The organism is Streptomyces aurantiacus (assembly GCF_001418335.1).
Taxonomy (GTDB): Bacteria; Actinomycetota; Actinomycetes; order Streptomycetales; family Streptomycetaceae; genus Streptomyces; species Streptomyces aurantiacus.
Map to the genome: position 1 here is coordinate 1 of NZ_LIPP01000044.1, position 18700 is coordinate 18700.

The window sequence follows — 18700 nt, forward strand, 5'->3', positions numbered from 1 at the left end:
AGAGTAGGACGCCGCCGAACTATTATTGAAAGAGCTGGTCCCTGAACTTCGGTTCAGGGACCAGCTCTTTTTTGTTGTGTGTCACTTGGAGTTCACGTTGCGCGACCAGCATCACCGGCATGAGTACTGCTGCGTTGCTCAGGGCTGCGGGTACCGGTACCGGTGACGAGGTCATCGTGCCGGCGTTCGGGAACGCCGAGGTCGCCGAGGCCGTGACACTGGCCGGTGCGCTGCCGGTGTTCGTCGACATAGATCCGGCCACGTACTGCCTCGACGCCACCGAGGTGGAGGCAGCTGTCGGACCGCGGACCGTCGCACTGGTCGCCGTTCACCGGTTCGGGCAGCTCGCCGACATGCCGCGCCTGTGGGACGTCGGCCGGCGGCGCGGGCTCCTGGTACTCGAACAGGGCGAGTCCGAGGCGCCGTACACCGAGATCGAGGAGCGCAGGGCGCACGCGGCCTTCCTCGACGGGCGGTTGAGCGGGGTGCGGACTCCTGAGCGGGGCGCGGGGCATACCTACCAGCAGTACGTCGTGCGAGTGCCGGGGAACGGGCGGCCGGATCGCGACGCCTTCGCGCGGGCCCTGCGGGCCAAGGGCATCGACTGCCGAGTGCCGGTGAAGACCCCCACGCACCGGATGCCCGCATTCAGGCGGGACGTCTGTCTGCCGGAGACCGAGCGGGCCGCCGACGAGACACTGGCGCTGCCTGTCCACGGGTCGTTGACCAAGCGGGACATGCAGCGGATCGTGTCCGCGTGCAATGCCCTCGGCGGACTGCTCCAGCCTGCTTTCTAGTTGATCGAACGCAGTTGGGAGCACACCGACGTTCGGGGTATGCTCTATTTCGTTGCCGCGAGGGAGACTTCCAAAGCAACAGGCCCCCATAGCTCAGTTGGTAGAGCGTCTCCATGGTAAGGAGAAGGTCAACGGTTCGATTCCGCTTGGGGGCTCGGACAGAAACAGAAAAGGCCTCCGCCTACAAGGCGGGGGCCTTTCTTGTGTTCCGGGGCCGGGCCTGGGCGCGGCCCCGGGAGCAGTCCTTCAATCCTTCTGCAGGCCCGGGACTCTCATTGCCAGAATGGCCATGTCGTCGGACGGGGCGTCGCTCGCGAAACGCTCGACCGCGCGCATGATGCGGGCCGCCACCGCACCGGCCGTCAGACCCGTGCAGGTGGTGAGGACATCGGCGAGGCCGTCGTCGCCCAGCATGCGGGTGCCCTCTCGACGTTCCGTGACGCCGTCCGTCACGCACAGCAGGACGTCTCCCGGGTCGAGGATCACGGTCTGCTCGTACAGCTCCAGGTCGTCCATGACGCCGAGGAGCGGCTGAGGTTCGGCTGCCGGTTCCACCGTGCCGTCCTGGCGCAGGCGGAGGGGGAGCGGGTGGCCGGCGCAGACCACCTTCAGGAGCGCCGAGCCGTCCTCCTGGGGCCACAACTCCCCGTAAAGGAGGGTGAGGAAGCGGCTGCGGGCGCCCTCGTCGAGGATCGCGGAGTTCAGGCGGTCCAGGACCGCCGGGCCGTCGTAGCCCTCGCGGGCCAGCAGGCGCAGCGCGTGCCGGGCGAGCCCGGTGACCGCGGCCGCCTCCGGGCCCGTACCGCAGACGTCTCCGATGGCGAAGCCGTAGGCGCCGTCGCGGATGGGGAAGAGGTCGTAGAAGTCGCCGCCGACCTCGTTGCCCTCGCCTGCCGCGCGGTAGATGACCTCGACCTCCACGCCGTCGATGTGGGGGAGTTCCGGGGGCAGGAGGCTGCGCTGGAGGGACTGGCTGATGGCCGTGCGCTCCGAGTACAGGCGGGCGTTGTCCAGGGCCAGAGCGGCCCTGCGGCTCAAGTCCTCGGCCAGCTCCAGGATTTCCTGGCGGAAGTGTTCGTCCGTCGGCTTGCCGAGCGTCAGCATGCCGATGACGCGGTTGCGGGCCACCAGGGGAAGGACGACAGTCTCGCCGCCGACGGCGCCGGCCGTCGCCAGCGTCGTACCGACGCCGGAGCTCACCGTGGCCGGTTCGTTCAGGCCGAGGCTGCGCATGGAGGTGCGCAGGGCGGCTTGGTGGGCCGCCTCCGCGGGGGCGGCCCAGACACGGGCGCCCGGAGTGGGGACCGGGTCCGGAGGGGCGATCTTCGACAGCAGGGCCTTGAGGCCGTCGATGCGTTCCTCGTCCTCGTGCAGGACGTACGAGAGGTAGGGGTCCGAGGCCTGGTCGGCGATCGTGTAGACGGCACACCAGGTGGCCAGGGTCGGGACCGTCATCTGGGCCATCAGGGCCAGTGTCTGGTCGCGGTCCAGCGTGCCGGCGAGGAGGTCCGAGGCCTCGACGAGGAAGGACAGGGAGCCGCGGCGCAGACGCTCCAGCTCGCCCAGGCGGGCCGACTCCACGGCGAGCGCGATGCGGTCGGCGGCGAACTGGAGGCGCAGGGCCTCCTCGTTCGAGTAGCGGCTCGGCGACTCGGCCGCCACGCCGAGCGAGCCGGTGAGCCGGCCCTCGACCTTGAGGGGGACGGTGACGACGGAGCGCATGCCGGTGCCGCTGAGGAGCGGGACGGCACCAGGGACGGCCGTGAGGTCCTCGTGGACGGCCGGCATGCGGGCCGAACCGTACCGTCCGGTGCCGGCCTCGACCGGGACGCGGGCGAAGCGCTGGCGGGCGGAGGGGAGCCCGGTGGAGGCGCGCACCTCCAGTTCCGTCTCGTCGTCGGTGGCCAGGAGCAGGAAGGCGGAGTCGCCGTCGAGCATGTCGCGGGCGCGCTCCACCGTGCGCTGGAGGAGGCCGTCGAGGTCGTCCGGGGCCGGTGAGCCGATGAAGACCTCGAAGGGGTCCGAGGCGTGGCCCTCGGAGCTGGTGGTCGTGTCCGTGGCCGAGACGCGCAGCGGGGTCTGCAGGACCGCTCGTTCGTGGTCGCGCACCAGGAGGCAGACCGTCGAGGGCTCGCCGCCGGTGTCGCGTACCCGCAGGTGGGAGGCGTAGACGGGGGTGACACGGCCATGGGCGCCGCGCAGGCCGTAGCTGCCCTCCCAGCGGGAGAGCTGGAGGGCCTCGACGATGCCGGTGCTGGTGCCGGGGGTGTGCGGCCAGGCGGCGAGATCGGTCAGTGGCTTGCCGATGACCTGCTCGGCCGAGTAGCCGAAGAGTTCCTCGGCGTCCTCGTTCCAGGCGTTGATGGCGCCGGTGCGGTCGATCTGGATGACCGCCACTCGTACGCGGCCGTCGGCGAGCGGGAGCAGGTGCGAGGGGAGCGCGGGGCCCGCCGTGCGTGTGCCCACCGCTCGCTCGGGGAGGCCCAGCTGGAACCAGACCTGCTTGTTGGTGGGCGTGTACTCGACACCCCAGCGGTCCGCCAGGGCGGCGCAGAGCTGGAGGCCGCGACCGCCCTCGCGGTCGGGGTTGCCCATGTTGAGGGCGTTCCCCTGGAGTGGAATTTCACGTTCCGGGTAGCGGTCCGCCACCTCGATCCGTACTCCGTCGTCGCTGCGCAGGCACAGGACGTCCGCGGATGTGCCGGCGTGCACCACCGCGTTGGTGACCAGCTCGCTGGTGAGGACCACTGCGTCGTCGACGATGTCGGCGAAGCCCCAGCCCTGGAGGGTGTCACGGACGAAGGAGCGAGCGGTCGCGACGGACCGCCCGACAGGGTCGAAGCTGGCGGCCGCGCGCGCGGTGATCACAGAACTCCTTGTCCGGTCGTCGGCGGGCAGCTCTTCAGGGCCGACCCGCCCCTGCCGGGGCAGGAGCTGGTTCCCGGTCGGCCGGGGATCCTGGGGCGGTCCCCCAGGATGCAGTCCGGTGGTCATGGTGCGGTGCCCTCCGATGCCTGCCTGCCCGCTCGTGCTCGTACCACCGCCCAGGCCGGAAGGACCGGCGTGGCTGGACAGCCGCATGCAAGGTTACTTACCTTCGCCGTCCGCGTGGATGCCGGTTGCCACTGTTTACTTCCGGAGGGTGTGCGGACCGTGTGCGAAGCTGCCGAACTGTTATGGCCTGGTTCAACCATGGTGAAACACTGGGAAGGCTTCAAGGGAAGGTCCGGGCAGGCTGAGCGCCCTTCCGGCACGCGGAGCAGCAGTAGCGGAGCAGCAGTACCCGAGTACGCCGAGCAGTAACGGTCGACCCTTGCGGGAGGGACACAGTGGAGTCTGGCGCAGCGACGCGGGGCACTAAGACGCGCGCGAAAGGCGGACAGTCCCTGAGTAACCAGAGCAAACCACGCAATGGCACCACAGAGGTGGACACGGCGGCCCTGAACAAGCTGCTGGGCGCCCTGGTGTCGATGCGGGACGGCAACTTCCGTAAGCGGCTCACGGTCTCCGGCGACGGCGTGATGTCCGAGATCGCGGCCGTCTTCAACGAGGTGGGCGACCGGAATCTGCAGCTGACGGGCGAGCTGTCGCGGGTGCGGCGCATGGTCGGGCGTGAGGGAAAGCTCACGGAGCGGCTGGAGACGGGCGCCTGTGAGGGCTCCTGGGCCGCGGCGATCGACGCGTCCAACGCGCTCGTCGACGATCTCGTGCGGCCCGTCTCCGAGGTCGGCCGGGTGCTGTCCGCGGTGGCTGAGGGCGATCTGTCGCCGCGTATGGAGCTGCGGGCGCAGTCCGCGGACGGCAACGGGCATCCGCTGCGTGGCGAGTTCCTGAAGGTCGGGCGCACGGTCAACAACCTGGTGGACCAGCTGTCCACGTTCACCGACGAGGTCACGCGGGTGGCCAGCGAGGTCGGGACCGAGGGCAAGCTGGGTGGTCAGGCCCGGGTGCGTGGCATGTCCGGTTCGTGGAAGGACCTCACGGACTCGGTCAACACGATGGCGTACCGGCTGACGGCCCAGGTGCGGGACATCGCGCTGGTGACGACGGCGGTCGCCAAGGGCGACCTGTCGCGGAAGGTCACGGTTCACGTGGCCGGCGAGATGCTGGAACTGAAGAACACCGTCAACACGATGGTGGACCAGCTGTCCTCGTTCTCCTCCGAGGTGACGCGCGTCGCGCGCGAGGTGGGCACCGAGGGCGAGTTGGGCGGGCAGGCGCAGGTGCCCGGTGTGGCCGGTGTCTGGAAGGACCTCACCGATTCGGTGAACCTCATGGCCGGCAACCTGACCGCGCAGGTGCGCGGCATCGCGCAGGTCACGACGGCGGTCGCCAACGGTGATCTGTCGCAGAAGGTGACCGTGTCCGCACGCGGTGAGGTCGCGCAGCTCGCCGAGACGATCAACCAGATGACTGAGACGCTGCGGACGTTCGCGGACGAGGTCACACGTGTCGCCAACGAGGTCGGTGGCGAGGGGCGGCTCGGCGGGCAGGCGAACGTGCCGGGTGCGGCGGGCACGTGGAAGGACCTCACCGATTCGGTGAACACGGTCTTCCGGAACCTGACCACCCAGGTGCGGGACATCGCCGCAGTAACTACTGCGGTGGCCAACGGTGATCTGTCGCAGAAGGTCAGCGTCGAGGTCGCCGGCGAGATGCTGGAACTCAAGAACACCGTCAACACGATGGTCGACCAGCTGTCGAGTTTCGGTGCGGAGGTCACCCGCGTGGCGCGGGAGGTCGGCGTCGAGGGTGAGCTGGGCGGCCAGGCACAGGTGCCGGGCGCGGCCGGGACGTGGAAGGACCTCACCGACTCCGTCAACACGGCGTTCCGGAATCTCACCGGACAGGTGAGGAACATCGCCCAGGTGACGACGGCGGTGGCCAACGGCGACCTGTCGCAGAAGGTCACCGTGGATGTCTCAGGCGAGATGCTCGCGCTGAAGAACACCGTCAACACCATGGTGGACCAACTGTCGTCCTTCGCCGACCAGGTGACGCGGATGGCGCGTGATGTGGGCACGGAGGGCCGCCTGGGCGGTCAGGCGCGCGTGGACGGCGTGTCCGGTACGTGGAAGGACCTCACCGACTCCGTCAACTTCATGGCGGGCAACCTCACGTCCCAGGTGCGGCAGATCGCCCAGGTGACGACGGCGGTGGCGCGCGGTGACCTGTCGCAGAAGATCGAGGTGGACGCCCGCGGCGAGATCCTCGAACTGAAGAACACGATCAACACCATGGTCGACCAGCTCAGCGCCTTCGCCGAGCAGGTGACCCGGGTGGCCCGCGAGGTGGGCACGGACGGCCGTCTCGGCGGTCAGGCGCAGGTACCGGGCGTGGCCGGCGTGTGGCGGGACCTCACCGACTCGGTGAACGGCATGGCGGGCAACCTCACCGCCCAGGTGCGCAACATCGCGCAGGTTGCGACGGCGGTGGCGCGCGGTGACCTGTCGCAGAAGATCGACGTGGACGCGCGCGGCGAGATCCTGGAGCTGAAGAACACCCTCAACACGATGGTGGACCAGCTGTCGAACTTCGCCGAGCAGGTCACGCGGGTGGCCCGTGAGGTGGGTACGGAGGGCATCCTCGGCGGCCAGGCCGAGGTGCAGGGTGTCTCCGGCACCTGGAAGGACCTCACGCAGTCCGTGAACTTCATGGCGAACAACCTGACGATCCAGGTGCGCAACATCGCCGAGGTCACGACCGCCGTCGCCAAGGGCGACCTGTCGAAGAAGATCACCGTCGACGCGAAGGGCGAGATCCTCGAACTCGTCACCACCGTCAACACGATGGTGGACCAGCTGTCGTCGTTCGCCGAGCAGGTGACCCGGGTGGCCCGCGAGGTGGGCACCGAGGGGCAGTTGGGCGGCCAGGCGCGCGTACCGGGCGTCACGGGCATCTGGAAGGACCTCAGTGACAACGTCAACCTGATGGCCAACAACCTGACCATGCAGGTGCGGAACATCTCCCAGGTCGCGGCGGCCGTCGCCAACGGCGATCTGACCCGGACGGTGACGATCGAGGCGCGCGGTGAGGTCCAGCAGCTCGCCGACACCTTCAACACGATGGTGAAGACGCTGAGTTCGTTCGCCGACCAGGTCACCAAGGTGGCCCGCGAGGTGGGCACGGACGGCATCCTGGGCGGTCAGGCGCACGTGCCGGGGGTGGCGGGCACCTGGAAGGACCTCACCGACTCGGTGAACGGCATGGCGTCCAACCTGACCGGACAGGTGCGCAACATCGCGATGGTCACCACGGCCATCGCCAAGGGCGACCTGACCAAGAAGATCGACATCGACGCGCGCGGCGAGATCCTGGAGCTGAAGACCACCATCAACACGATGGTGGACCAGCTGTCGTCGTTCGCCGAGGAGGTCACCCGGGTCGCCCGCGAGGTCGGCACCGAGGGCCAGTTGGGCGGCCAGGCGCGCGTGCGCGACGTCGACGGCACCTGGCGCGACCTCACCGAGTCGGTGAACGAGATGGCCGGGAACCTGACCCGGCAGGTGCGTGCCATCGCGCGCGTGGCGACCGCCGTGACCCGCGGCGACCTCAACCTGAAGATCGACGTGGACGCCTCCGGGGAGATCCAGGAACTTCAGGACTACATCAACAAGATGATCGCGAATCTCCGCGACACCACCATCGCCAACAAGGAGCAGGACTGGCTGAAGGGCAACCTCGCCCGCATCTCCGGTCTGATGCAGGGCCGCCGCGACCTCGCCGACGTGGCCTCGCTCATCATGAGTGAGCTGACTCCGGTGGTCTCGGCGCAGCACGGCGCGTTCTTCCTGGCGATGCCGCTGGACGACGGCAAGGACGTGGGCGCCGCGCACGACGACTCGTACGAACTGCGCATGCACGGGTCGTACGGCTACTCGATGGGCTCCATGCCGACGTCGTTCCGGCCCGGTGAGACCCTGATCGGGACGGCCGCCAAGGAGAAGCGCACGATTCTCGTGGAGAACGTGCCGACGGGGTACCTGAAGATCGCCTCCAGTCTGGGGGAGGCACCTCCGGCGCATGTCATCGTGCTGCCGGTGCTCTTCGAGGGGACCGTCCTCGGGGTGATCGAACTGGCGTCGTTCCACTCGTTCACCCACATCCAGCGGGACTTCCTCAGCCAGATCGCCGAGATGATCGCGACGAGCGTCAACACCATCGCGGTCAACACCAAGACCGAGGTGCTGCTCAAGCAGTCCCAGGAGCTGACCGAGCAGCTTCGGGAGCGGTCGGAGGAGCTGGAGAACCGGCAGAAGGCCCTCCAGGAGTCCAACGCCGAGCTGGAGGAGAAGGCCGAGCTGCTGGCTCAGCAGAACCGCGACATCGAGGTGAAGAACACCGAGATCGAGGAGGCGCGGCAGGTCCTGGAGGAGCGCGCCGAGCAACTCGCGGTCTCCATGCGCTACAAGAGCGAGTTCCTGGCCAACATGTCCCACGAGCTGCGTACGCCGCTCAACTCGCTGCTGATCCTCGCCAAGCTGCTCGCCGACAACGCGGACACCAACCTCACCCCCAAGCAGGTCGAGTTCGCCGAGACGATCCACGGCGCGGGGTCCGACCTGCTCCAGCTGATCAACGACATCCTCGATCTGTCGAAGGTCGAGGCGGGCAAGATGGACGTGTCGCCCACGCGTATCGCCCTGGTCCAGCTCGTCGACTACGTAGAGGCCACTTTCCGTCCGCTGACGGCGGAGAAGGGGCTCGATTTCTCCGTACGGGTGTCGCCGGAGCTGCCGGCCACGCTGCACACGGACGAGCAGCGGCTCCTCCAGGTGCTGCGCAACCTGCTCTCGAACGCGGTGAAGTTCACCGACTCCGGAGCGGTCGAACTGGTCATCCGGCCCGCGGGCGCGGAGGTACCGGTCGCCATCCGGGAGCAGTTGCTGGAGGCGGGCTCCCTGCGGGACGCGGACGCCGATCTGATCGCGTTCTCCGTGACCGACACGGGTATCGGCATCGCGGCAGGCAAGATGCGGGTGATCTTCGAGGCGTTCAAGCAGGCGGACGGTACGACGAGCCGCAAGTACGGCGGTACGGGGCTGGGTCTGTCCATCTCGCGGGAGATCGCACGGCTGCTGGGCGGCGAGATCCATGCGCAGAGCGAGCCGGGACGCGGCTCGACGTTCACGCTGTATCTGCCGCTGCACCCCAGCGAACTTCCGCCGCAGGGCTACCCGCAGCTCTCCCCGGTCCTGGAGAACGGGGCGCTGCCGGCGGGTCCGGACGGCGAGGCCGAGGCCCGGGTGGAGACACCGGCGGAGGTCAAGTCGTACCAGGAGACCCAGAACGGGCCCGCCGCGCTCTTCAGGCGGCGTCGCAGGGCGGTGCCCGCGGCCGAGCAGCGGCCCGGGCTGTCGGGGCCGCAGACGCAGGGCCCGCAGGCCTGGGGCAGGGGTGACGAGGAGGCGGTGGCACGGTCCCGAGCCGTCTTCCGCTTCGAGGGCGAGAAGGTGCTGATCGTCGACGACGACATCCGCAACGTGTTCGCGCTCACCAGCGTTCTGGAGCAGCACGGTCTTTCGGTGCTGTACGCCGAGAACGGCCGCGAGGGCATCGAGGTCCTGGAGCAGCACGACGACGTGACGGTCGTCCTGATGGACATCATGATGCCGGAGATGGACGGATACGCGACCACGACGGCGATCCGCAGGATGCCCCAGTTCGCCGGCCTGCCGATCATCGCGCTCACCGCGAAGGCGATGAAGGGCGACCGGGAAAAGGCCATCGAGTCGGGTGCCTCCGACTATGTGACGAAGCCGGTCGATCCCGATCACCTGCTTGAGGTGATGCAGCAGTGGATGCGGGGGCAGCGGCCCGACGGCGGGGTTTGATCGGGCGGCGGAGGATGATTGAGTGGCGGGGAACGATCGAGTGACAGGCAAATGATCGCGTGCACGGGGCGGTCGGTTGGCGGATCGGCATGCCGAGTTGCTGACTGACCGTGCCCGGAGCTGTGTAGAAACCCGGGATTCGGGGAACCTTCTGGTCTCCCACCGCGTTTCTGCTACGTGCACAGTGACATCGCGGTGACAGGGTGTGGCGACAGGCGGGGTGCGGCTACCATGACCGGCACAAGGACGGACGGCGCCAGAGAGCCGTCCCCTGGGGCGGCGCCCGGTGCACTGCCGGGACGAGGAGGGCGGGCCATGGTGCAGAAGGCCAAGATCCTCCTGGTCGATGACCGGCCGGAGAATCTGCTGGCGCTGGAGGCCATCCTCTCCGCGCTCGATCAGACACTGGTTCGGGCATCTTCCGGGGAGGAAGCGCTCAAAGCGCTGCTCACGGACGACTTCGCGGTCATTCTGCTGGACGTCCAGATGCCGGGCATGGACGGTTTCGAAACCGCCGCGCACATCAAGAGGCGAGAGCGGACCCGGGACATCCCGATCATCTTCCTCACCGCGATCAACCACGGCCCGCACCACACCTTCCGGGGATACGCGGCGGGTGCGGTGGACTACATCTCCAAGCCGTTCGACCCGTGGGTGCTGCGCGCGAAGGTCTCGGTGTTCGTCGAGCTGTACATGAAGAACTGCCAACTCCGGGAGCAGGCGGCGCTGCTGCGCCTGCAGCTGGAGGGCGGCGGCAAGGGGCTGCTCGGCGACACCAAGGAGCCGGCCGGGCTGCTCGCCGAACTCTCCGCGCGCCTCGCGGCCGTCGAGGAACAGGCCGAGGCCCTGTCCAAACAGCTGGACGACGATTCGGCGGACGCGGCGGCGGTGGCGACCGCGGCCCATCTGGAACGCAAACTCACGGGGTTGCGGCGCGCACTCGATGCGCTGGAACCGGGCACGGGGAACGGGGCGGCTTCGCTGCCCTCGCAGAACTGAGCCCGGGACCGAGCCCGAGTTCGGACGCGCTGTCCGGCACAGAGCCCAGCGCGCGACGTCGAGGGCACAGAGTCCCGAGCGCAAAGTCCAGCGCACAGAGTCCAGGACTCGGAACCGCGTCCGGGAGGCGGCTGAGCCCCGGGGCTGTCTCGGCCCAGGCGCCTTGTGCGGCTTGGGGGTTGGTGGGGGCAGGCCGCGTCGTTTCCGTGGGCCTCACGGCGCTCGTATTCCGGTGCTTGTAGTGGGCGACTGCGGCGCTCGTAGCGGGCCACTTCAGCTGAACGGCGTTGCGCCGGGCCCGGATTGGCGGCGAGACGGCGTCAGTTCGGCTTCCTGGGCGGGCGACACGAACGGGTGAAGCAGTAGGCACACGTGTCCCCAGTGGTCCCCACCGGTAGCCTCACACCCATGGCCTCACGTCAGCCCGCAGCCAAGAAGTCGCCCGCGAAGAAGGCGGCCGCGCCGACGAAGGCTGCGGCGAAGAAGGCCCCCGCGAAGAAAGCTCCCGCGAAAAAGGCGCCTGCCAAGAAGGCCGCAGCCAAGAAAGCCGCGCCCCCGAAGCCGGCGCCCAACCCGACAGGGGGCGTGTACAAGCTCGTACGCGCCCTCTGGCTCGGAGTCGCGCACGCCGTCGGCGCCGTGTTCCGCGGCATAGGGCGAGGCGCGAAAGGGCTCGACCCGGCGCATCGCAAGGACGGCCTCGCGCTGCTGCTGATCGGCCTCACGCTGATCATCGCCGCAGGGACCTGGTCCAACCTGCGCGGCCCGGTGGGCGACCTCGTCGAGATGCTGGTGACCGGCGCCTTCGGCCGCCTCGACCTGCTCGTGCCGATACTGCTGGCGGTCGTCGCCGCCCGGCTCATCCGGCACCCCGAGAAGCCCGACGCCAACGGGCGCATCGTCATCGGCCTGTCCGCCCTCGCCATCGGAGTGCTCGGCCAGGTCCACATCGCCTGCGGGGCGCCCGCGCGCAGCGACGGCATGCAGGCGATAAGGGACGCGGGCGGGCTCATCGGCTGGGGCGCGGCGACACCGCTGACGTACACGATGGGCGACGTCCTCGCTGTGCCGCTCCTCGTGCTGCTCACCGTCTTCGGGCTGCTGGTGGTCACCGCGACGCCGGTCAACGCGATTCCGCAGCGACTGCGCCTGCTGGGCGTCCGGCTCGGCCTCATGCAGCCGCGGGACACCGACGACGACTTCGCCGAGGACTTCGGTGAGGACGACGAGCGCTACGAGGAACAGTGGCGCGAAGCGCTGCCCGGGAGCCGACCCCGGCGGCGCCGCCCGGCGCCCGCAGCGTACGACCCGGACGAGGCCGAGCAGGAGGCGCTCTCCGAGCGCCGGAGCCGCCGCAGGCGCCCCGCGGTGCAGCAGCCCGCGCTGGACCGGCCCATGGACGCGGTCGACGTGGCCGCTGCCGCCGCCGCGGCGCTCGACGGCGCCGTCATGCACGGCATGCCGCCCTCGCCGCTGGTGGCCGACCTGACGCAGGGCGTCGGCACGGACCGCGGGGAGCGCGAGGACTCGGGCAGGACCAGCGGGGAGCCGACGTCGGTGCCCGCCGCGCGGGCCAGGAGCGCCAAGCCCAAGCAGGAGATGCTGAAGGCCGAAGTCGCCGACCTGACCAAGCCCGCTCCCGACGCGCCCCGGGACCTCCCGGCACGCGCCGAGCAGCTCCAGCTGCGCGGCGACATCACCTACTCCCTGCCCTCGCTCGACCTCCTGGAGCGCGGTGGCCCCGGCAAGACGCGCAGCGCCGCCAACGACGCGGTGGTCGCCTCCCTGCAGAACGTCTTCAGGGAGTTCAAGGTCGACGCGTCCGTCACCGGCTTCACCCGCGGTCCGACGGTCACGCGGTACGAGGTCGAGCTCGGCCCCGCCGTGAAGGTCGAGCGGATCACGGCGCTCGCCAAGAACATCGCGTACGCCGTCGCCAGCCCCGATGTGCGGATCATCAGCCCGATCCCCGGCAAGTCGGCGGTCGGCATCGAGATCCCGAACTCCGACCGCGAGATGGTCAACCTGGGAGATGTACTGCGCCTCGCGGACGCCGCCGAGGACGACCACCCGATGCTCGTCGCGCTCGGCAAGAACGTGGAGGGCGGCTACGAGATGGCCAACCTCGCGAAGATGCCGCACGTCCTGGTGGCCGGAGCGACCGGTTCCGGCAAGTCCTCGTGCATCAACTGCCTGATCACGTCCGTCATGGTCCGCGCGACCCCCGACGACGTGCGCATGGTCCTCGTCGACCCCAAACGCGTGGAGCTGACCGCGTACGAGGGAATCCCGCATCTGATCACGCCCATCATCACGAACCCGAAGCGGGCCGCCGAAGCGCTCCAGTGGGTCGTGCGGGAGATGGACTTGCGGTACGACGACCTGGCGGCCTTCGGATACCGGCACATCGACGACTTCAACGACGCCATAAGGAAGGGCAAGGTCAAGCTGCCCGAGGGCAGCGAGCGGGAGCTGTCCCCGTACCCGTATCTGCTGGTGATCGTGGACGAGCTCGCCGACCTGATGATGGTCGCGCCGCGCGACGTCGAGGACTCGATCGTGCGGATCACGCAGCTCGCGCGCGCGGCCGGCATCCACCTGGTGCTCGCCACGCAGCGGCCGTCCGTCGACGTCGTCACCGGTCTGATCAAGGCGAACGTGCCGTCCCGGCTCGCCTTCGCCACCTCCTCGCTCGCCGACAGCCGCGTCATCCTCGACCAGCCCGGCGCCGAGAAGCTGATCGGCAAGGGTGACGGGCTCTTCCTGCCGATGGGCGCGAACAAGCCCACCCGTATGCAGGGCGCCTTCGTCACCGAGGACGAGGTCGCCGCCGTGGTGCAGCACTGCAAGGACCAGATGGCGCCGGTCTTCCGGGACGACGTCACCGTGGGCACCAAGCAGAAGAAGGAGATCGACGAGGACATCGGCGACGACCTCGACCTGCTGTGCCAGGCCGCCGAACTGGTCGTCTCCACGCAGTTCGGGTCGACCTCGATGCTCCAGCGCAAGCTGCGCGTCGGCTTCGCCAAGGCAGGGCGGCTCATGGACCTCATGGAGTCCCGCAACATCGTCGGCCCCAGCGAGGGTTCCAAGGCTCGTGATGTTCTTGTGAAGGCTGACGAGCTGGACGGAGTGCTCGCGGTGATCCGTGGGCAGGCGCAACCGTAGGGGAACACGGCGGGGCGCTTTCGCCCGCGGGAGCGTGCCGCTGCCCTGCGCGAGGTGGTTCGGGCCACCCGGGTGACCAGGTCGGGGCCACCGGAGTGATCTGAACGTGACTCACCCGTGAGGAAAGGGTGAGCAACCGTTTCCCTTCCTCGCACGTCAAGTTGAGGGAGAGTACAGGCACATGTCTGCGCATCCGGCCAAGCAGGCCAGCAGCAGGTCGGCATCAGGATGACCGGCCAGTCTGATGGCGTACAAAGTCCTACCGTCCGGTTGCCCCTCTCTTTCACACCCCCCCTAGACTGAACCTCCAGCACAGGTGGCTTAACGCTCGAAAGGCGCCCCCGTGTCCATCGGCAACTCTCCTGATGACAACCCCTCTGACGACAACTCCCCTCAGGACGAGCGTTCCTCCGTAGAGGACGATCTGCCTTCGGTCGGCCGTGCTCTGCAGCAGGCACGCATCGCGGCGGGACTGACCGTCGACGACGTCAGTAACGCCACCCGGGTCCGTATCGCCATCGTGCACGCGATCGAACAGGACGACTTCAGTGCGTGCGGCGGCGACGTCTACGCGCGCGGTCACATCAAGACGCTCGCCCGCGCCGTCGACCTCGACCCCGCCCGGCTCCTCACGCGCTACGACGCCGACCACGGCGGGCGGCCCGCGCCGACGGCGGCGGCCCCCATGTTCGAGGCGGAGCGGATCCGACCCGAACGACGGGGCCCCAACTGGACCGCGGCCATGGTCGCCGCGATCGTCGCCGTGATCGGCTTCGTCGGATTCACGCTGTTCAGCGGCGAGGACGGCGGCGGCACGAAGACCCAGGTCGCCGAGGGATCCACGCCCACCGCCAGCAAGCCCGTCAAGACCAAGCCGACGCCGACCAGGTCCGACGTGCCGAAGTCCGACCCGTCCGGCAGCGCCATCGCGGCCGCACCCCAGGACAAGGTCACCGTCCAGGTCAGCGCCCCCGACGGCCGCAGCTGGATCTCGGCCAAGGACCACAACGGACGCCTGCTCTTCGACGGCCTGCTGGAGCAGGGCGACTCCAAGACCTTCCAGGACAAGGAGAAGGTCGACCTCGTCCTCGGCGACGCGGGCGCCATCCAGCTGTACGTGAACGGCAAGGAGATCGACGACGAGTTCCAGTCGGGACAGGTCGAGCGACTCACCTACACGAAGGGCGACCCGGAGGTCGGCTGAGCCGAGCCGCTCCGCCGGTACGTAGCCGTTACGTACTGGCGGACGCGCCATCATGGATCCGCCCGGCCTCTGGGTGGATCCGCCCGTCTGTCGGGCACGCGGAAACGGGGTTGGCCAAGATCGGCCAACCCCGTCGACGTGGGCTGTCGGTGGGACGAAGTAGTCTTGAGCCCATGCCTGAACGCCGTACCGTCGCACTCGTCACTCTTGGCTGCGCCCGTAACGAGGTGGACTCGGAGGAGCTCGCAGGCCGCTTGGAGGCGGACGGCTGGCACCTCGTGGAGGACGCCGAGAACGCGGACGTCGCCGTCGTCAACACCTGTGGCTTCGTCGAGGCCGCCAAGAAGGACTCCGTCGACGCCCTCCTGGAGGCCAACGACCTCAAGGGTCACGGCAGAACCCGGGCGGTGGTCGCCGTCGGCTGCATGGCCGAGCGGTACGGCAAGGAACTGGCCGAAGCCCTGCCCGAGGCCGACGGCGTACTCGGCTTCGACGACTACGCCGACATCTCCGACCGGCTCCAGACCATCCTGAACGGCGGCATCCACGCCGCCCACACCCCGCGCGACCGGCGCAAGCTGCTGCCGATCAGCCCCGCCGAGCGGCAGAGCGCCGGCACGGAGGTCGCCCTCCCGGGGCACGGCCCCGTCGACCTTCCCGAAGGGCTGGCTCCGGACTCGGGGCCCCGCGCACCCCTGCGCCGGCGGCTGGACGGCTCCCCGGTGGCCTCCGTGAAGCTCGCCTCCGGTTGCGACCGGCGCTGCTCCTTCTGCGCCATCCCGTCCTTCCGCGGCTCCTTCATCTCGCGCCGCCCCAGTGACGTACTGGGCGAGACGCGCTGGCTCGCAGAGCAGGGCGTGAAGGAGATCATGCTGGTCTCCGAGAACAACACGTCGTACGGCAAGGACCTCGGCGACATCCGCCTCCTGGAGACGCTGCTGCCCGAGCTCGCCGACGTCGACGGGATCGAGCGGGTGCGGGTCAGCTATCTGCAGCCCGCCGAGATGCGGCCCGGACTCATCGATGTGCTGACCTCCACACCGAAGATCGCCCCGTACTTCGACCTGTCCTTCCAGCACTCCGCTCCCGGGGTGCTGCGCGCGATGCGGCGGTTCGGGAACACCGAGCAGTTCCTGGGACTCCTCGACACGATCCGCTCCAAGGCCCCGCAGGCCGGTGTCCGGTCCAACTTCATCGTGGGCTTCCCCGGTGAGACCGCGGACGACCTGGCGGAGCTTGAGCGCTTCCTGACCGGCGCGCGGCTGGACGCCATCGGTGTCTTCGGGTACTCCGACGAGGACGGCACCGAAGCCGCCACGTACGAGAACAAGCTGGACGAGGACGTCGTCGCCGAGCGGCTCGCGCGCGTGTCGCGGCTGGCCGAGGAACTGGTCTCCCAGCGGGCGGAGGAGCGCGTCGGCGAGACCTTGCAGGTACTGGTCGAGTCCACCGGCTCGGCCACCGAGGACGCCGAGGACGAGGCCGCGTACGGCCGTGCCGCGCACCAGGCGCCCGAGACCGACGGCCAGGTGCTGTTCACGAGCGGCGCAGGACTGACCGTCGGCCGTATGGTCGAGGCGAAGGTGGTCGGCACGGAAGGTGTCGACCTGGTGGCCGAGCCGCTCCCGGGCTCGCTCGTGTGTACTGAGGAGGCGGCCAGATGACCGGAGCCCCGGCATCCGCGGCGGGCGGCCCCGGTGCGCCCGGCACACGCGGTGCCGCCGGAGCCTCCGGCACGGGGTCCGGGACGGGGACCTCCGGTATGGGAGCGTCTGGCGCGGGGTCCGGTGCGGGTGCTTCCGCTACTTCCGGTACGGGGTCCGGTGCGGGGTCCGGTGCGGGAACGTCCGGGTCCGGTACGGGTGCTTGCGGTGCCCAGGGTCCGAAGGCGCCGCGCGGCGCCAAGCTGAGCGCCGCGGCCGTCAATCAGGCCAGCCTGTGGAACGTCGCCAATCTGCTCACCATGCTCCGCCTCGTGCTCGTCCCGGGCTTCGTGGCGCTGATGCTGGCCGACGGCGGTTACGACCCCGTCTGGCGGGCCTGGGCCTGGGCCGCCTTCGCCGTCGCCATGATCACCGACATCTTCGACGGCCACCTCGCCCGCACGTACAACCTCGTCACGGACTTCGGCAAGATCGCCGACCCGATCGCCGACAAAGCGATAATGGGAGCGGCGCTGGTCTGTCTCTCCTCGCTCGGCGATCTGCCGTGGTGGGTGACGGGGGTCATCCTTGGGCGGGAGCTCGGGATCACCCTCCTGCGCTTCCTGGTGATCCGCTACGGCGTGATCCCCGCCAGTCGCGGCGGCAAGCTGAAGACGCTCGCCCAGGGCACGGCCGTCGGGATGTACGTCCTGGCGCTGACGGGGCCACTGGCGACCCTGAGGTTCTGGGTGATGGTCGTGGCGGTCGCCCTGACCGTCGTCACCGGAGCCGACTATGTGAGACAGGCCATTGTGCTGCGGCGTCAGGGACTGGCCGAGCGCAAGGCCGCCGCCGAGGAGGCGGACGCGTGACGTCCACGGCCGCCGACGTGCTGCGACTACTCACAGTGAGGGGCGAGACCCTTGCTGTCGCCGAGTCGCTGACCGGCGGTCTGGTGGCCGCGGAGCTGGCGGCGGTGCCCGGAGCCTCCAAGGCCTTCCGCGGCTCGGTGACCGCGTACGCCACCGATCTCAAGCGTGACGTACTGGGTGTCGACGCCACTCTGCTGGATCGGCGCGGAGCGGTGGATCCCCAGGTGGCGGCCCAGATGGCGGCCGGCGCACGCAAGGTACTCGGCGCGGACTGGGGGATCTCGACCACCGGAGTCGCGGGGCCCGAGCCCCAGGACGGGCAGCCGGTCGGCACGGTTTTCGTCGCCGTGGACGGGCCCCGGGAGGCGCTGGACGAACGTGCTCTTGGCGGGAAAGTGGCGGCGCTGCGGTTGAACGGCTCCCGGACGGAAATCCGTATGGAGAGTGTACGGAGCGTGCTCGCACTGCTTCTGGAGCGGCTTGTGGGCGAACACACTGGGAATGGTCGGGCACAGGATACGGAACAGAACGGGGGGTTTTGATGTTTGCAGCCCTGAGTGAACACGACATCGCTCCCCGCACGGCCGCGGCGCAAGGCGGTACGGTGGGGCGAGAAGGATGCGGCTACGCGGTCCGAGGAGGGAGCCACCGATGATTCTGCTCCGTCGCCTGCTTGGTGACGTGCTGCGTCGGCAGCGCCAGCGCCAGGGCCGTACTCTGCGCGAAGTCTCCTCGTCCGCCCGAGTTTCGCTCGGCTATCTCTCCGAGGTGGAGCGGGGGCAGAAGGAGGCTTCCTCTGAACTGCTCTCCGCGATCTGCGACGCGCTGGACGTACGGATGTCCGAGCTCATGCGGGAAGTGAGCGACGAACTCGCACTGGCGGAACTGGCCCGGTCGGCGGCTGCCACCGAGCCTGTACCCACGCCGGTACGCCCGAGGCTCAACTCCGTCTCGGTGACCGGTGTGCCGCCGGAACGGGTGACCATCAAGGCTCCTGCGGAGGCGGTCGACGTCGTCGCCGCCTGATGTCGTCGCCTGATGCCCACGGGGTCACGCCTGTGAGCTGAGAAGAGCCCTGGAAGAGTCTGAGAAGAATTGTGTGGGAGCCCCGGCCGGGGTTTCTCCGGAGAGATCCGGAGGGGCGCGGTCGGGGTTTTTGCGTGGGTGTGGGTGTGGGTGGGGG

At 69.2% G+C, this 18700-nt stretch carries 10 protein-coding genes and 1 tRNA gene; 10 read left to right on the plus strand and 1 reads right to left on the minus strand.

The genetic code is table 11. The annotated features are described in order from the left end of the window. Positions 1-134: 134 nt before the first annotated feature. Positions 135-797 carry a DegT/DnrJ/EryC1/StrS family aminotransferase gene (locus AOK01_RS07315; protein WP_055509679.1) on the plus strand — a complete coding sequence of 221 codons (663 nt, stop codon included), beginning with the start codon at positions 135-137 and terminating at the stop codon, positions 795-797. An 82-nt stretch (positions 798-879) separates the two neighbouring features. After that, a tRNA-Thr gene (locus AOK01_RS07320) sits at positions 880-952 on the plus strand. A 91-nt stretch (positions 953-1043) separates the two neighbouring features. Here AOK01_RS07320 and AOK01_RS07325 read toward each other — a convergent pair. Beyond that, entirely contained in the window at positions 1044-3791 is a 2748-nt protein-coding gene (locus AOK01_RS07325; RefSeq protein WP_055509694.1) for a SpoIIE family protein phosphatase, read from the minus strand. Positions 3792-4126: 335 nt separating this feature from the next. On the opposite strand from AOK01_RS07325, the gene AOK01_RS07330 reads away from it, so the two are divergent. The 8 genes from AOK01_RS07330 to AOK01_RS07365 all read left to right on the plus strand — a co-directional run bounded on the left by AOK01_RS07330 (position 4127) and on the right by AOK01_RS07365 (position 18543). Then, on the plus strand, positions 4127-9631 hold the full coding sequence (locus tag AOK01_RS07330) for a HAMP domain-containing protein (RefSeq protein WP_107099757.1): 5505 nt from the start codon (positions 4127-4129) through the stop codon (positions 9629-9631). Between the two features lie 315 nt (positions 9632-9946). Then, a complete protein-coding gene (locus tag AOK01_RS07335; RefSeq protein ID WP_055509683.1) occupies positions 9947-10630 on the plus strand; it encodes a response regulator in 684 nt (227 codons plus the stop codon). A 408-nt stretch (positions 10631-11038) separates the two neighbouring features. Further along, the gene (locus tag AOK01_RS07340; protein WP_079103235.1) at positions 11039-13798 is read left to right on the plus strand and encodes a DNA translocase FtsK; all 2760 of its coding nucleotides are present in this window, start codon (positions 11039-11041) and stop codon (positions 13796-13798) included. Between the two features lie 343 nt (positions 13799-14141). Continuing rightward, on the plus strand, positions 14142-15002 hold the full coding sequence (locus AOK01_RS07345) for a helix-turn-helix domain-containing protein (protein WP_055509686.1): 861 nt from the start codon (positions 14142-14144) through the stop codon (positions 15000-15002). Positions 15003-15175: 173 nt separating this feature from the next. Further along, the gene (gene rimO, locus AOK01_RS07350) at positions 15176-16666 is read left to right on the plus strand and encodes a 30S ribosomal protein S12 methylthiotransferase RimO (protein ID WP_055509687.1); all 1491 of its coding nucleotides are present in this window, start codon (positions 15176-15178) and stop codon (positions 16664-16666) included. Beyond that, positions 16663-17517: a CDP-diacylglycerol--glycerol-3-phosphate 3-phosphatidyltransferase gene (pgsA, locus tag AOK01_RS07355; RefSeq protein WP_055509688.1), complete on the plus strand. Its 855-nt coding sequence runs from the start codon at positions 16663-16665 to the stop codon at positions 17515-17517. The genes rimO and pgsA overlap by 4 nt, the downstream gene beginning before the upstream one ends. After that, positions 17514-18059: a CinA family protein gene (locus tag AOK01_RS07360; protein ID WP_055509690.1), complete on the plus strand. Its 546-nt coding sequence runs from the start codon at positions 17514-17516 to the stop codon at positions 18057-18059. Before pgsA ends, AOK01_RS07360 begins: the two co-directional genes overlap by 4 nt. Positions 18060-18168: 109 nt before the next feature. Further along, entirely contained in the window at positions 18169-18543 is a 375-nt protein-coding gene (locus tag AOK01_RS07365) for a helix-turn-helix domain-containing protein (RefSeq protein ID WP_055509692.1), read from the plus strand. Positions 18544-18700 lie beyond the last annotated feature (157 nt).

What these genes read in the sequence shown, in the direction of transcription:
- AOK01_RS07340 (WP_079103235.1), top strand. Translation starts at nt 11,039, where the DNA reads ATGGCCTCACGTCAGCCCGCAGCCAAGAAGTCGCCCGCGAAGAAGGCG.
- AOK01_RS07325 (WP_055509694.1), bottom strand. Translation starts at nt 3,791, where the DNA reads ATGACCACCGGACTGCATCCTGGGGGACCGCCCCAGGATCCCCGGCCG.
- AOK01_RS07365 (WP_055509692.1), top strand. Translation starts at nt 18,169, where the DNA reads ATGATTCTGCTCCGTCGCCTGCTTGGTGACGTGCTGCGTCGGCAGCGC.
- rimO (WP_055509687.1), top strand. Translation starts at nt 15,176, where the DNA reads ATGCCTGAACGCCGTACCGTCGCACTCGTCACTCTTGGCTGCGCCCGT.
- AOK01_RS07335 (WP_055509683.1), top strand. Translation starts at nt 9,947, where the DNA reads ATGGTGCAGAAGGCCAAGATCCTCCTGGTCGATGACCGGCCGGAGAAT.
- pgsA (WP_055509688.1), top strand. Translation starts at nt 16,663, where the DNA reads ATGACCGGAGCCCCGGCATCCGCGGCGGGCGGCCCCGGTGCGCCCGGC.